This window comes from Mesorhizobium sp. IMUNJ 23033 (assembly GCF_044778005.1).
Classification (GTDB): domain Bacteria; phylum Pseudomonadota; class Alphaproteobacteria; order Rhizobiales; family Rhizobiaceae; genus Mesorhizobium; species Mesorhizobium amorphae_A.
Window position 1 is genome coordinate 243,651 of record NZ_JBJACT010000006.1, and the last position, 13,932, is coordinate 257,582.

Below are 13,932 nucleotides of genomic sequence, written 5' to 3' on the forward strand. Positions count from 1 at the left end.
GCAAGATACCGGGATGGGATAAGCCAGTGCGGAGGGGTTGATGAGCGACATCGAACGCGAGAGCATGGAATTCGACGTGGTCATCGTCGGCGCAGGCCCTGCCGGCCTCGCTGCCGCGATCCGTCTCAAGCAGGTCAATCCCGAGCTTTCCGTCGTCGTCCTGGAAAAGGGCGGTGAGGTCGGCGCCCACATCCTGTCCGGCGCCGTCGTCGATCCGATCGGCATCGACCGCCTGCTGCCCGGCTGGCGCGAGGAAGAGGGGCATCCCTTCAAGACGCCGGTTACCGACGACCATTTCCTGGTGCTCGGCCCTGCCGGCTCGTTCCGCCTGCCCAACATCTTGATGCCGCCGCTGATGAACAATCACGGCAACTACATCGTCTCGCTCGGCAATGTCTGCCGCTGGCTGGCGACCAAGGCCGAGGCGCTCGGCGTCGAAATCTATCCGGGCTTTGCAGCGGCGGGCCTGCTCTACAACGATGCGGGTGCCGTCACCGGCGTCATCACCGGCGACATGGGCGTCGAGAAGGACGGCACGCACGGCCCGGGCTTCGCGCCGGGCATGGCGCTGATGGGCAAATATGTGCTGATCGGCGAGGGCGCGCGCGGCTCGCTGGCCAAGCAGCTGATCACCAAGTACAAGCTCTCCGAAGGCCGCGAGCCTGCCAAGTTTGGCATCGGCCTCAAGGAACTCTGGCAGGTCAAGCCGGAGAACCACAAGCCGGGTCTGGTGCAGCATTCCTTCGGCTGGCCGCTCGACATGAAGACCGGAGGCGGCTCCTTCCTCTACCATCTCGAGGACAACCAGGTCGCCGTCGGCTTCGTCCTCCACCTCAACTACAAGAATCCGTATCTGTCGCCGTTCGAGGAATTCCAGCGCTTCAAGACCCATCCGGCCATCGCCGGAACCTTCGCCGGCGCCAAGCGGTTGGGCTATGGTGCGCGCGCCATCACCGAGGGCGGCTTTCAGTCTGTGCCGAAACTGTCTTTCCCTGGCGGCGCGCTGATGGGTTGTGCTGCGGGCTTCGTCAACGTGCCGCGCATCAAGGGCTCGCACAATGCGGTGCTCTCCGGGATGCTGGCGGCCGAGCATGTCGCAGAGGCGATCGGCGCCGGCCGCGCCAATGACGAGCTTTCTTCCTACGAGGCGGCATGGCGCGCGACCGACATCGGCAAGGACCTGAAGAAGGTGCGCAACGTCAAACCGCTGTGGTCGCGCTTCGGCACCATCATCGGCGTCGGCCTCGGCGGCCTCGATATGTGGCTGAACACGCTGTTCGGCTTCTCGCCCTTCGGCACGCTGAAGCACGGCAAGGCCGACTATGCGACACTGGAGCCTGCCGCCAAGCACGAGAAGATCGCCTATCCCAAGCCCGACGGCGTGCTGACCTTCGACCGCCTGTCCTCGGTGTTCCTGTCCAACACCAATCACGAGGAAAACGAACCGGTGCATCTGCTGGTCGCCGACATGGCCCTGCAGCAGCGCTCCGAGCACGACGTCTTTGCCGGCCCTTCGACGCGCTACTGCCCGGCCGGCGTTTATGAATGGGTCGACAAGGACGGCAACGCCGCCGCGGACCCGACGGCCAAGGACGTGCGCTTCGTCATCAACGCGCAGAACTGCGTCCACTGCAAGACCTGCGACATCAAGGACCCGAACCAGAACATCAACTGGGTGCCGCCACAAGGCGGCGAAGGCCCGGTCTATCAAAACCTGTAAGCCAAGCGCCGACCGGGCCGTCTCGACCGCCGCAGGCAAAAATGCCGGAGAGGGTCCGTCTGCCAGAGCATGTGAGACATTAGGACTGTTGAAACTGCCACGCGCTTGTGTTTCCATTCTCGGACGATACGGAGATGGCCAATGCGCCTGGCAGTTCTGACATGCCTCGTGGCGATCGCCGCCCTGTGCGGTTCCGCTGCGGCCGCCTCGGCCGGCAGCAAGGTGGTGGTCAAGACCAGGACCTATGACATCACCGGGACCACGGGGCTGGCGCTGATGGAGGCCATGGACCGTAAGGGACCGAAGCACGGCTTCATGACGCATGCCATCGCGCAGACCGGCTATACCGTCGACTGGGACCTTGACGCCGGCCAGGACAATGGCGTCTGCCGCATGCGGCGGGCCAACGGCACGCTCAATCTCATCTATACATATCCCCGTGTCGCCTCCGCCACGACGCCAGCCCTCCAGAAGCGCTGGAAGCGGTTCTTCACCGGCGTCCGTGTTCATGAGGAGACCCACGGCCGCATCGCCAGGGAGATGATGCGCGTCACCGAGAGGTCGATCCAGGGGCTGAAAGTTGCCGACGACCCGTTCTGCTACAAGACGCGTCGCGAGGCGCGGCGGCGCATCGAGGCCGCCTATGCCGCATACGAGGCGAAGCAGAACGCTTTCGATGCCCGCGAGCATCGGAACGGTGGTCATGTCGAGCACCTCATCATCGCTTTGATCAAGCCTTGAAGGCTCTTCATCCAAGGGCGGACGCGGATCAACGCGCTCCCGCCCACCCCTTCGGGGTGTGAAGGATCACGGCGACTTTCGTTCTGCGCACCATTTGTGCCACGCCGCTGAAGTCACGCAAGGGAACTCGTATCAGCCTGGCGTCTTGCCATCCGACTGCCCCATCGCAGCAAGAGCCGTCTCATGCTCGTCAGGCTTCTTGTCATCGGGCCGCAGCGAGAACTCCACCATCACAGGAAGATGGTCGGAGCCGGTGTCCTCCAGCCGCGATGCCGAATGGATGACGACGGCACCCTTGCTGAAGACCTGATCGATCGGCAGCCCGGCGTAGCGCCGCAGGAAGTCCGGCAGCTTGAGAAGGGTCCAGGTCGGCCCGGCCGAGGGCATCACCGTCAGTCCGCCGAGCGAGGCGACGCGCCGCACGGCCGCGCTCCACGGCACGGCGTTGCAGTCGCCAGCCATGATCGCCGTCTCGCCGAGCGAGGAGAGTTGCTGTGACAACTCGCCGATCTGCCATGACTGTTCCCGAGGCCATGGCCAGCTGAGATGGATGGCGGCGACTTCGACGGTGGTCCCGCCGAAATCGACCTTCGCAATCGCCATCGCGCCGCGCCGTTCGCACCAGGGCTCGCTGCCGGCGACAAAGGGTCGCCTGGAGAGCAACGCGACACCGAACACGCCGTTGGGATAGGGGCATAGGATCCGGTAGGGATAGGCGCTGGTGATATAGCCAAGCTCGGCCGTCCACATCTCCGACACCTCGTCGAGGGTAATCACGTCGGGGTTGGTCCGGCCGATCAGCGACAGTACCTTCTTCGGCGTCGGATTGTCGTAGCGCAAATTCATCTGCAGCAGTTTGTAAATGGGCTGATCGACCGGCTTGCCGACATAGGCGGCCTGCACCTGCCACAGGCGCGGCAAGGCGTTCGACGTCGTGGCGAAGGCCGCCACCGCAAAGACGAGCGCCGCGGCCGCCTGCAGGCGAAACGAGGTGGCAAGCAGCGGCAAGGCGCACAATGCCATCAGCACGGCCAGATGGACACGGAAGTGGGAGAATGAATCGAAAGCCGGATGCAGCGTGCCAAAAAACCCGGCCACTAGCGCGGCCGAGAGACCCAGCATTGCCAGGAACGCCATCGAAGCCATCATGTTTCGCACGCGTGCCATCAGACCAGGGTTTGCATCGCCGAGGTGTCCAGCCTGTTTATCGGTCAAAATGCGGCCCAATCAAGATGACCAAATGCCTCGCCGGGAGCCTGCGGGCCGCGCCTACTGGAAGGCCGTTTCCGAAAAACTTCGGAGCTTGCGCGAATGCAGTCGATCCATCGGCATCCCGGCCAGTTTTTCCATCGCCCTGATGCCGATGGTCAAATGCTGCGCCACTTGCCGCTTGTAGAATTCCGTCGCCATGCCGGGCAGCTTCAGCTCGCCATGCAGTGGCTTGTCGGAGACGCAAAGCAGCGTGCCGTAGGGCACGCGGAAGCGAAAGCCGTTGGCGGCGATCGTTGCCGATTCCATATCGAGCGCGATCGCCCGCGACTGCGACAGCCGCTGCACCGGCCCTCGCTGGTCGCGCAGCTCCCAGTTGCGGTTGTCGATCGTGGCAACGGTGCCGGTGCGCATGATGCGCTTCAAATCGTAGCCGGAGAGCCCGGTGACTTCCGCCACCGCCTCCTGCAGCGCCACCTGGATCTCGGCCAGCGGCGGGATCGGCACCCAGACCGGGAGATCGTCGTCCAGCACATGGTCTTCCCGGACATAGGCATGCGCCAGCACATAGTCGCCCAGCGCCTGCGTGTTGCGCAGCCCGGCGCAGTGGCCGAGCATCACCCAGGCATGCGGGCGGAGCACCGCGATATGGTCGGTGATCGTCTTGGCGTTCGAAGGGCCGACGCCGATATTGACCATGGTGATGCCGCCATGGTTCGGCTTCTTCAAATGATAGGCCGGCATCTGCGGCAGTCGCTGCGGCGGCGTGCCTTCGCTGGGCATGCTTGCCCCGGGGCGGGTGACGACATTGCCTGGTTCGACGAACTCGGCATATCCGCCGCCGCCATTGGCCATCAACTCGCGCGCACGGCCGACGAACTCGTCGATGTAGAACTGATAGTTGGTGAACAGCACGAAGTTCTGGAAATGCTGCGGCGTGGTCGCCGTATAATGCGACAGCCGGTGCAGCGAATAGTCGATGCGCTGTGCCGTGAACGGCGCCAGCGGCCGCGTCTCGCCGAACGCCACTTCGAAGGTGCCGTTGGCGATCTGGTCGTCGGTGCCGTCGAGGTCCGGCACGTCGAACAGGTCGCGGATCGGCCGCTTGATGCGTTCGGCGGCAGTGCCGTCGACATGGGTGCCTTCAAGGAAGGCGAAATGCAGCGGGATCGGCGTGGTCGATTCGGAAACCGTGACCTGAACGCCGTGATTGCGCATGATCAGGCGAAGCTGTTCGATGAGATAGCTCTCGAAGAGCATCGGCTGGGTGATGGTGGTCGAGAAATGGCCTGGCGTCGGCATATGGCCATAGGCCTGCCGCGAGTCGATCTGCGTGAAGGAACTCGTGGTGACGCCGATCTCCGGGTAGAAGGCCCGGTAGCGCTTGTTATAGTCGCCGCCCGCGGCCAGCGCCGTGAAGGAATCGCGCAGGAATTTGGTGTTGCGGTCGTAAAGCGCTTGCAAGGCCGCGACCGCCTTCTTGGCGTCGTCGAAGCTCCGCTTGCCGAAAGGCTCCGGCATGACGACCGATTCGATGGCTTGGGGGTAGATTCGCTTTTCCATGGCTCAATATAGAGATTTGGAAGAGCGCTTGGGAGGGGTCGAAAGCCCGAACGTGACCGAGCGCGTGTTTTTTCTTCAGCCGCGCTGCAAGCTGACCAGCAGCACAAAGCCGACGCCGTTCTTCTTCAACGCCGGGGCCTCGATCGTCGAACCGGCATCGGCGCGGATCATCGGCACGGCCAGCACCGGGGCGGCGAGAAGCGTCAGGATGAGCGCTGTCCGCGGCAGGAGCCGAAGGATCTTCAGGGCGCTGATGGCGATGCGGTTCATGGTCGTTTGCTTTTCTCTGGGTTTCTGGTGCTTTGTCGTTTCAGTGGCGAAGATGGTTCGAACAGCCGAAGCTGCAGGAATTGGCTGCGTCCCAGGAGCGGGCCGGACGGCCTGCTTCGGCGACGAGGATGGCGAACAACATGCCGAACAGGCTTATCAGCAGGCAGACGATGGTGAAGCGGCGAGCGAGCATCGGCGTGGTGTCCTCCTTCAATGCCGAGGAGAATGCCCGAATGCCTCTGAACCGGCTCTGATGCCGGCGTTCATCTGCGGTTCAAATTGATTGACGGTGTTTTGGACCGTCGCGCAGGGGCGTGAGGTCGTGGCTGTGCGCCTGTCCGCTGGCGACAACAAGTCGGCGGCGCTACCGCGCCGCGCAAAAAGAAACGGGGCCGCGAAGTGCCCCGTTCTCTCATTCTTTGGTGGTAAAGACGATCAGAGCTTGTGCCAGGTCTGGCTCTTGCAGATCAGTCCGCCGAGCACGCAGCCGCTCATCTTGAGCGAGGTGCCCGAAAGCGTCGCCTTGCCGGAATAAGTCTTGTCGTTTGCCGGATCGGTGATGCTGCCGGCATATTTGCTGTCGCCGGCAGGTTTGAGCGAGCCTATGGTCTTGCCGGCATATTTGCCGGTCTTCAGCGTGATGGAAAACGAACCGCCGCCGGCGATGGCTGCGGTATCGCCGGCCTGTGTCTTCCAATTGCCTTCGATCGGGTCGGCCCATGCCGCACCGGTCATGATCAAGGTGGCCGCCAGGGCCAGGCTCACTTTTCGAAACATGTCTGTCCTCCCTATGGGTTTCGGTGGGGCTCCGTTCCGCCTTCCCGCCCCTTACGCAAACGTAAGCTAATCCAGCTTCCGGCAAAACAAAAGCGGTGCCGCCACGGAAGGTTGCGGGATTTATTAGCTACCCGTCGGCGAACAAATGAAGCGATCTAAGCAGGGCCTTTGGTTCTCGTGGTTAGCGGAGTCTTGATCCCCGGTCCCGGAATTTTCGTCAAATTTTTCGCAAGCAGGCAGAATAGCTGGCTTTGTATCCTTAACGAATTTCCGTGTTTACCTCTTGTTTTAGCTTTGTTTTCCTCAAATTAAGCACGCCATTTAACGACGGATTCAAGGCTCGGCTGCATTCTCGAAAGCATCGAAAGAGCGGCCCCCCAATGGACACCAAGGGACAGAAGGAGGCAGCTCTCGGGAGCCAGACAGGGGATTTGAAATGGCACGTTTTGAAATGCTTGAAGCCGGCTTCGGCGCCATGGGGGCAACTGCCCAGGCCGACATTCTTTTCGAACTGGGCATGATGTATGCGACCGGCCGCGATTGCGAGACCGATGTCGTCGCCGCCCACAAATGGTTCAACATCGCCGCCATCAAGGGTTCGGTCCGCGCCGCGGAATTGCGCTCGGAACTGTCGGCCGCGATGTCCAAGGTCGAGATCGCCAAGGCGCTGCGCGAAGCGCGCGAATGGATGACGATGCACTAAGCACCGGGCTCCCGGTGCCCAGATCACGTGCAGTGAGATCACGGGGCAGGAATGCTTTTGGTCAAGGCCGCGAAAGACGGCCGGCCCACCAGGGACAAGGCCGCGAGAAGACGACCATACGAACAAGACCAAGAACACGGCAGGCCAAATCCGGTCAAGCCGTGCGGCAGGCAGGGAAGTAATCGGGGTTTCGGGGCGCGGGGGCGTTCGGGGAAGCTCCATTGGCAAAAGCCGCGACCGGCCGGGACAAGGCCGGCGCGGCTTTTGGCTGTTTCGGCCCGGCCAAGATCATGGTCATACAACAAGACCAGGCCGCGTCGATGACTGAAGTATGTTCGGCGGTGATACTGCGCAGGCCCAATCGAGTGCCGGCGATGCGCCAAGACATGCCGGGCGAAGGGTGAAATTGTCCCGCCTCTCTGGAAGAAGCGTGGCCGGAAGGGTCGCGCGTGAGTGGAGGAGCACTATCACCATGAAAAAATTGGGTATTTTGAGCACGGCCGTATTGGGCCTGATGATGAGCGCACCGGTTGCGTTTGCCGACGACATCACCGTCTCGGTGGTCGGCCCGATGACCGGCCAACTCGCCAACATCGGCGACCAGTTCAAGCAGGGTGCACAGGCAGCCGCCGACGCCATCAATGCCGCCGGCGGTGTCAACGGCAACAAGATCAAACTCGACATCCAGGACGACCAGTGCGATCCGAAGCAGGCTGTTTCGGTCGCCAACCGCATCGTTGCCGACGGCACCAAGTTCGTCGACGGCCATGCCTGCTCGGGTTCGAGCATTCCGGCCTCGGCCGTCTATGCCGAAGCCGGCACGCTGATGATGAGCCCGGCGTCGTCAAATCCGGAACTGACCGATGCCGCGGCAAAGGCCGGCTGGCCGACGATCATGCGCCTCTATACGCGCGACGATGCGCAGGGCGCCTTCATCGGTCCGTGGATCGCCAAGAAATACGCCGGCAAGAACGTCGTCATCCTGCATGACAAGAGCGCCTACGGCCAGGGCGTTGCCGACGCCGTCAAGGCGACGATGAATGCCGGCGGCCTCAACGAGGTGAATTACGAAGGCATCAATGCCGGCGAGAAGGACTATTCGGCTCTCGTCACCAAGCTGAAGGAACTGAAGGCAGACGTGGTCTATTTCGGTGGCTACCACCCCGAAGCCGGCCTCATCCTGCGCCAGGCTGCCGAGCAGAACGTCAAGTTCCAGCTGATCATGCCGGACTCGATCGCCTCGCCGGAATTCTGGCAGATCGCCGGCCCGGCCGGCGAAGGCACCATGTTCGTCTTCCCGTCGGACCCGCAGGCCAAGCCCGAAGCCAAGGACGCCATCGCCAAGATCAAGGCCGGCGGCTTCGTGCCGGAAGGCTTTACGCTGTTCTCCTATGCCGTGGTTCAGGCCTTCGCCGAAGGCATCAAGCGCGCCGGCAGCGATGACCCGGCCAAGGTCGCCGAAGCGCTGAAGAACGGCCAGCCGATCAGCACCGTGGTCGGCGAAGTCACCTTCGACGAGAAGGGTGACCTGAAGAACGCCAGCTACGACATCAACCAGTGGCACGACGGCAAATACGCGCCGATCCAGCCGTGATCTTCTCTACCTGACAGTTGGAAATGGCCGGGCTTGCCCGGCCATTTTCATTTTCGGGCGGCTATCCCTGGTCCTGCTCGGCAAAGCGCACCAGTACGGTGCCGTCGCTGACCTGCGCGCCCTCGACCGCGATCTCGGCGATCACGCCGTCATGCGGCGCGGCAATCGTATGTTCCATTTTCATTGCTTCCAGGATCAGCAGCGGCTGGCCCTTGGTGACGGCGTCGCCTTTGCCCACGCGCACCAGCTTGACCAGGCCCGGCATCGGTGCCCGCAGGGTGTCTGAAGCGGCGGCGGCTTCGTCCGCCTTGGCCAGCGGATCCGGCACCGCGAAATTGTAGCTGGTCGCGCCTTCGAACACGGTGACGTGGCCGGGCCAGCGCGCGAGGCGAGGGGAGGCGCGAAGATCGTGCGAATTGACACCTTCGTAGGGAGCGCTCAGCGCGACCTCGAAGCGTCCGTCCTGCCGCACCGAAACCCGCGCGAGGATATCCTCCTCGCCATGGCGCAGCCGCGTGCGCCGCGCCACCATGTGGAAATGCGCATAGCCGGAAAGCGATGACCAGGGATCGTCGGATGGCACTTGCGCCCCGGCGCCGGAGGCCGCGAGCGCTGCTGCGGCGACGGTCTCGCCGCTCGGCGGCGGGACGACGGTCAGCGCCTCCTGATGCCGGCCGATCAGACTGGTGTCGATATCGCCGGCCGAAAAATCCGCATCGGCGGCAAGCGCCGCCAGAAACGCGGTGTTGACGGTCGAGCCGGCGATCTCGGTCTGCGCCAGCGCGGAGCCGAGCGCATCGAGTGCTGCAGGCCTGTCCTTGCCGTGGACGACCAGCTTGGCGATCATCGGGTCGTAGAAGGGCGAGATCGCATCGCCCGCCCGCACGCCGGTCTCGATGCGTATGGTAGCGCCTTCCGGTGTTGCGTCGGGGAATTTCAGATGATGCAGGGTGCCTGTCGCCGGCAGGAATCCCTTTGCCGCGTCTTCGGCATAGATACGTGCCTCGAAGGCATGGCCGGAGAGTTGGATATCGCCCTGCGTCTTCGGCAGCTTCTCGCCGGCCGCCACCCTGAGCTGCCATTCGACCAGGTCGGTGCCGGTGACCATTTCGGTGACGGGATGCTCGACCTGCAGGCGGGTGTTCATCTCCATGAACCAGAAGCGGTCCGCCTTCAGCCCTTGCGAGGCATCGACGATGAATTCGATGGTGCCGGCGCCGGAATAGCTTATCGCCTTGGCGGCCTTCACCGCCGCTTCCGTCATCGCCTTGCGCAATGCCGGCGTCATGCCGGGGGCAGGGGCTTCCTCGATCACCTTCTGGTGGCGGCGCTGCGCCGAGCAGTCGCGTTCGTAGAGATGCACGACGTTGCCGAAATTGTCGCCGAACACCTGCACCTCGATGTGCCTTGGCTTGTCGACATATTTTTCCACCAGGACGCGGTCGTCGCCGAACGCCGCCTTGGCCTCGCGCCGCGCGCCCGACAGCGCTTCGGAGAAATCGTCGGGATGCTCGACGCGCCGCATGCCCTTGCCGCCGCCGCCGGCGCGCGCCTTGATCAGCACGGGGTAACCGATCTCGCGTGCTTTGGAGGCGAGCAGCACGATCTCCTGCGCCTCGCCATGATAGCCCGGCACCACCGGCACGCTGGCCTTTTCCATCAGCCGCTTGGCAGCGTCCTTCAGTCCCATGGCGCGGATCGAGGCCGCCGACGGGCCGATAAAGGTGAGCCCCGCCGCGGTCACCTGGTCGACGAAATCAGGGTTTTCCGAGAGGAAGCCGTAGCCGGGGTGGATCGCCTGCGCGCCCGTCGCCAAGGCCGCGGCGACCATCTTGTCGCCGCGCAGATAGCTTTCGCCGACCGGCGAGGGACCGATATGCACGGCTTCGTCGGCCATCGCGACATGCATGGCTTTAGCGTCGGCGTCGGAATAGACGGCGACACAGCGCACACCCATTTTGCGCGCCGTGCGGATCACCCGACAGGCGATCTCACCGCGATTGGCGATCAGGATCTTGGCGAACATGGAGCCTCCCGGGTTTGCTTCGGGCGGCGCCAGTCTGGCAGGAACCAGCCTACTTGGAAGCTGCGATCTCGCAAGCGCCGCCGGTTGTGACCTTGTAATGAGCGCGGGTGGCTTTGCAGGATTTCATCGCCAGTTCTTCGGCCGCCTTCTGCGATTGCGCATTCAGGTGCGCGCCGCAGATTATGTAGATCGACGTCACCCGCATGTAGGGCGTGGTCGCATAGGCCGAGTGGCCGCTGGCCGCCACATAGGCATTGTATGCCTTGGTGCAATCGGACTTCGGGTTTCCCGACAAAGTCGGGTGGAAACGGATATCGCCCTTGTTCCCAGCCAGCGATGCCGCCGACCCGACGCCGGGCACCACGAATATAAGCAATCCTGCAAGTATCGAGACAGTCGTCTTGCGAAAGTATTTCAGTTCCATTTTCATCCCATGCCCATTGGAAAGTGCAGGATGAGCAATAGCGCCTAACTTCCGGCGCCGCCAGTTCTGGAATGAAAAATCGCACTTCGAGCTGTGGATCGATCGCTTCGGCCATGCAGTCTAGGCTCCACGATGGGCAGCAACGACCTGCCGGTATAGTTCTGCTGTCTGCTCGTCGAAACAGCAGAAGATGACGGTTTCTGGAACCGTGTTCTTATCGAGGAAGGTGTCTACCGTGGCGACAGCAATCTCCGTCGCCTCATCCTTCGGGTAGCGGTAGACGCCGGTCGAGATCGCCGGAAACGCCACCGTCCGGCAATCGTTGGCGGCGGCGAGTTCGAGCGAGCGGCGGTAGCAGGAGGCGAGCAGTTCGGCCTCACCCTTGCCGCCGCCTTGCCAGACCGGTCCGACCGCGTGGATGACATAGCGTGCCGGCAGCCTGTAGCCCTTGGTGAGTTTGGCATCGCCCGTCTTGCAGCCGTTCAGCATTCGGCATTCGGCTAGGAGTTCGGGACCGGCCGCGCGGTGAATGGCGCCGTCGACACCGCCACCACCGAGCAGCGACGAGTTGGCGGCGTTGACGATGGCGTCGACCTCGAGCTTCGTGATGTCGCCGGTGTGGAGGCTGATCCTGTTGCCGACCTCGCTCATCTTACATCCTGAACACGCCGAAGCGTGTCTCCTCGATCTCGGCATTGAGCGCGGCCGAGAGGCTCAGCGCCAGCACCTCCCGCGTCCTTGCCGGATCGATGATGCCGTCGTCCCAGAGCCGCGCCGATGAATAGAGGGGGTGGCCCTCATGCTCGTATTTCATCAGGATCGGCTTCCTGAATTTTGCTTCCTCCTCGGCGCTCCACTCACCGCCCTTGCGCTCGATGCCCTCGCGCTTGACCATGGCCAGCACCGTCGCCGCCTGTTCGCCGCCCATCACCGAGATGCGGGCGTTCGGCCACATCCACAGGAAGCGCGGTGAATAGGCGCGGCCGCACATGCCGTAATTGCCAGCGCCGAACGAGCCGCCGATGATCATGGTCACCTTCGGCACTTTGGCGGTGGCGACCGCCATGACCAGCTTGGCGCCGTCCTTGGCGATGCCGCCGGCCTCGTATTTTCGCCCGACCATGAAGCCGGTGATGTTCTGCAGGAACACCAGCGGGATCTTGCGCTGGCAGCACAGCTCGATGAAATGCGCGCCCTTCAACGCGCTTTCGGAAAACAAGACACCATTGTTGGCGATGATGCCGACCGGCATGCCATGCAGATGGGCAAAACCGGTGACCAAAGTGGTTCCGTAGTTCTGCTTGAACTCGTCGAACTCCGAACCGTCGACGACACGCGCGATCACCTCGCGCACATCATAGGGCTGGCGCAGATCTGTCGGCACGATGCCGTAGAGCTCATGCGGATCGTGAAGCGGTGGAATCGATTTCTGTAAGTTCAGGCTTACGGCCTTGTTCCGATTCAGGTTCTTGACGATGCGCCGGCAAATGGCCAGCGCGTGTTCGTCGTCCATGGCGTAGTGGTCGGCAACGCCGGAGAGTCGCGTGTGCACATCGGCACCGCCAAGATCCTCGGCGCTGACGTCCTCGCCGGTGGCGGCCTTCACCAGCGGCGGGCCGCCGAGGAAAATGGTCGCCTGGTTGCGCACCATGATCGTCTCATCCGACATCGCCGGCACATAGGCGCCGCCCGCCGTGCACGAACCCATGACACAGGCGATCTGCGGAATGCCCGCCGCCGACATGTTGGCCTGGTTGTAGAAGATGCGGCCGAAATGCTCGCGGTCGGGGAACACCTCGTCCTGATTGGGCAGATTGGCGCCGCCGCTGTCGACCAGATAGACGCAAGGCAGATTGTTCTGCAGCGCGATCTCCTGCGCGCGCAGATGCTTCTTCACTGTCAGCGGGTAGTAGGTGCCGCCCTTCACCGTGGCGTCGTTGACGACGACCATGACCTCGGTGCCCTCGACGCGGCCAATACCGGCGATGAGGCCGGCCGCGGCGATGTCCTCGCCATACATCGACCACGCCGCGAACTGTCCGATCTCGAGGAAGGGCGAGCCGGTGTCGAGCAACTGGGCAAGGCGCTCGCGCGGCAAAAGCTTGCCGCGGCCCTGGTGGCGCTCGCGCGCCTCATCCGAGCCGCCGCGCTCGACGGTGGCAGCCTTCTCCGCAATATCGGCAACCAGCGAGCGCATGCGCTCGGCATTGGCGCGGAAAGTTTCGGAGGAGGGGGAGATCTGGGTTTGCAGCGTGGCCATCTTGTTGTCGTTTCCTCACACCTCTTGATGCCGCAAGGGAACCAGTGTATCAGCCCGCGCCCGGATGCTGCGTGCCAAGCGTGGTTTCTTTTGTACGAGTGACACCCTCAGGAGGCGACGATGAAAGGCATGCGTAAGCGTTTCACCAGATGTCTCCCTTCGGCCATGGCCTGACGCCGCCGAAGGGCGGCCTTCCACGTCCCGAATTTGAGCGAGAGGAACACGACGCCTGCAAGCGTCGTGGGTGTCATCATGTTTGTGCGGTTTGTAACGCCGCTGATCCATCCAGGGAGCCGGGTGGAGACCGGCTTTTTCCGGGCGTCCTGGTATCTGTACCGGAACGGCTGCCCGGAATGGATTCATAGCGAACTGGAGGACCAGTTCGACTGGTTCAACCAGCACCTGCCCATTCCGGGAAGGGTTGGCCGGCATTTCAAGTGCCGGAATTCGATCTGGGGCATCTGCTGGTTCCATCCGGACGCCAGGGAAGCGATCAGCCGTGCGCGTTATTGCGCCTGGCTGATCGAGGAGGGTGGCTTGCCAGTGCGGTCGATCACGTCGGCGCAGCAGCGTGAGGTCCTGTGGCGCGATGCGCACCAGATCGTCGCCAAGCCCACCACTGATTTGCCGAGGGCATTCGCCTGA

The 13,932-nt window shown here is 63.1% G+C and carries 15 protein-coding genes; 6 read left to right on the forward strand and 9 right to left on the reverse strand.

Features of this window, described 5'->3' with window-relative positions:
• The first annotated feature begins 40 nt into the window (after positions 1-40).
• Both ACFX5Q_RS10210 and ACFX5Q_RS10215 read left to right on the forward strand, forming a co-directional pair.
• Positions 41-1,720, forward strand: a complete 1,680-nt coding sequence (locus tag ACFX5Q_RS10210; protein WP_404277346.1) for an electron transfer flavoprotein-ubiquinone oxidoreductase — start codon at positions 41-43, stop codon at positions 1,718-1,720.
• A 141-nt stretch (positions 1,721-1,861) separates the two neighbouring features.
• Positions 1,862-2,461, forward strand: a complete 600-nt coding sequence (locus ACFX5Q_RS10215) for a DUF922 domain-containing protein (protein ID WP_404277347.1) — start codon at positions 1,862-1,864, stop codon at positions 2,459-2,461.
• A 132-nt stretch (positions 2,462-2,593) separates the two neighbouring features.
• Here ACFX5Q_RS10215 and ACFX5Q_RS10220 read toward each other — a convergent pair whose 3' ends face one another.
• The 5 genes from ACFX5Q_RS10220 to ACFX5Q_RS10240 all read right to left on the reverse strand — a co-directional run bounded on the left by ACFX5Q_RS10220 (position 2,594) and on the right by ACFX5Q_RS10240 (position 6,280).
• Entirely contained in the window at positions 2,594-3,628 is a 1,035-nt protein-coding gene (locus ACFX5Q_RS10220; RefSeq protein WP_404277348.1) for an endonuclease/exonuclease/phosphatase family protein, read from the reverse strand.
• Between the two features lie 102 nt (positions 3,629-3,730).
• Entirely contained in the window at positions 3,731-5,191 is a 1,461-nt protein-coding gene (locus tag ACFX5Q_RS10225; RefSeq protein ID WP_404277349.1) for an AMP nucleosidase, read from the reverse strand.
• Positions 5,192-5,308: 117 nt separating this feature from the next.
• Complete coding sequence (locus tag ACFX5Q_RS10230) at positions 5,309-5,503, reverse strand: hypothetical protein (RefSeq protein WP_404277350.1); 195 nt, start codon at positions 5,501-5,503, stop codon at positions 5,309-5,311.
• 40 nt (positions 5,504-5,543) lie between these two features.
• Positions 5,544-5,696 carry a hypothetical protein gene (locus tag ACFX5Q_RS10235; RefSeq protein WP_404277351.1) on the reverse strand — a complete coding sequence of 51 codons (153 nt, stop codon included), beginning with the start codon at positions 5,694-5,696 and terminating at the stop codon, positions 5,544-5,546.
• A 242-nt stretch (positions 5,697-5,938) separates the two neighbouring features.
• Positions 5,939-6,280 (reverse strand): DUF2147 domain-containing protein, encoded by a 342-nt coding sequence (locus ACFX5Q_RS10240; protein WP_404277352.1) that lies wholly within the window; start codon positions 6,278-6,280, stop codon positions 5,939-5,941.
• 436 nt (positions 6,281-6,716) lie between these two features.
• On the opposite strand from ACFX5Q_RS10240, the gene ACFX5Q_RS10245 reads away from it, so the two are divergent.
• The 3 genes from ACFX5Q_RS10245 (at position 6,717) to ACFX5Q_RS10255 (ending at position 8,577) form a co-directional block, all read left to right on the forward strand.
• Positions 6,717-6,983, forward strand: a complete 267-nt coding sequence (locus tag ACFX5Q_RS10245) for a sel1 repeat family protein (protein WP_006199745.1) — start codon at positions 6,717-6,719, stop codon at positions 6,981-6,983.
• A gap of 221 nt (positions 6,984-7,204) precedes the next feature.
• Entirely contained in the window at positions 7,205-7,387 is a 183-nt protein-coding gene (locus ACFX5Q_RS10250) for a hypothetical protein (protein ID WP_404277353.1), read from the forward strand.
• A gap of 68 nt (positions 7,388-7,455) precedes the next feature.
• Positions 7,456-8,577 (forward strand): ABC transporter substrate-binding protein, encoded by a 1,122-nt coding sequence (locus ACFX5Q_RS10255; RefSeq protein WP_404277355.1) that lies wholly within the window; start codon positions 7,456-7,458, stop codon positions 8,575-8,577.
• 61 nt (positions 8,578-8,638) lie between these two features.
• Here the strand turns inward: ACFX5Q_RS10255 and ACFX5Q_RS10260 are convergent, their stop codons facing one another.
• The 4 genes from ACFX5Q_RS10260 to ACFX5Q_RS10275 all read right to left on the reverse strand — a co-directional run bounded on the left by ACFX5Q_RS10260 (position 8,639) and on the right by ACFX5Q_RS10275 (position 13,287).
• The gene (locus ACFX5Q_RS10260; protein WP_404277357.1) at positions 8,639-10,603 is read right to left on the reverse strand and encodes an acetyl/propionyl/methylcrotonyl-CoA carboxylase subunit alpha; all 1,965 of its coding nucleotides are present in this window, start codon (positions 10,601-10,603) and stop codon (positions 8,639-8,641) included.
• A 49-nt stretch (positions 10,604-10,652) separates the two neighbouring features.
• Positions 10,653-11,027 (reverse strand): hypothetical protein, encoded by a 375-nt coding sequence (locus ACFX5Q_RS10265; RefSeq protein ID WP_404277358.1) that lies wholly within the window; start codon positions 11,025-11,027, stop codon positions 10,653-10,655.
• A 120-nt stretch (positions 11,028-11,147) separates the two neighbouring features.
• Positions 11,148-11,678: an O-acetyl-ADP-ribose deacetylase gene (locus tag ACFX5Q_RS10270; RefSeq protein WP_404277359.1), complete on the reverse strand. Its 531-nt coding sequence runs from the start codon at positions 11,676-11,678 to the stop codon at positions 11,148-11,150.
• A gap of 1 nt (position 11,679) precedes the next feature.
• A complete protein-coding gene (locus ACFX5Q_RS10275; RefSeq protein ID WP_404277360.1) occupies positions 11,680-13,287 on the reverse strand; it encodes a carboxyl transferase domain-containing protein in 1,608 nt (535 codons plus the stop codon).
• A 240-nt stretch (positions 13,288-13,527) separates the two neighbouring features.
• Here ACFX5Q_RS10275 and ACFX5Q_RS10280 point away from each other — a divergent pair, with 240 nt between their 5' ends.
• On the forward strand, positions 13,528-13,932 hold the full coding sequence (locus ACFX5Q_RS10280; RefSeq protein ID WP_404277361.1) for a hypothetical protein: 405 nt from the start codon (positions 13,528-13,530) through the stop codon (positions 13,930-13,932).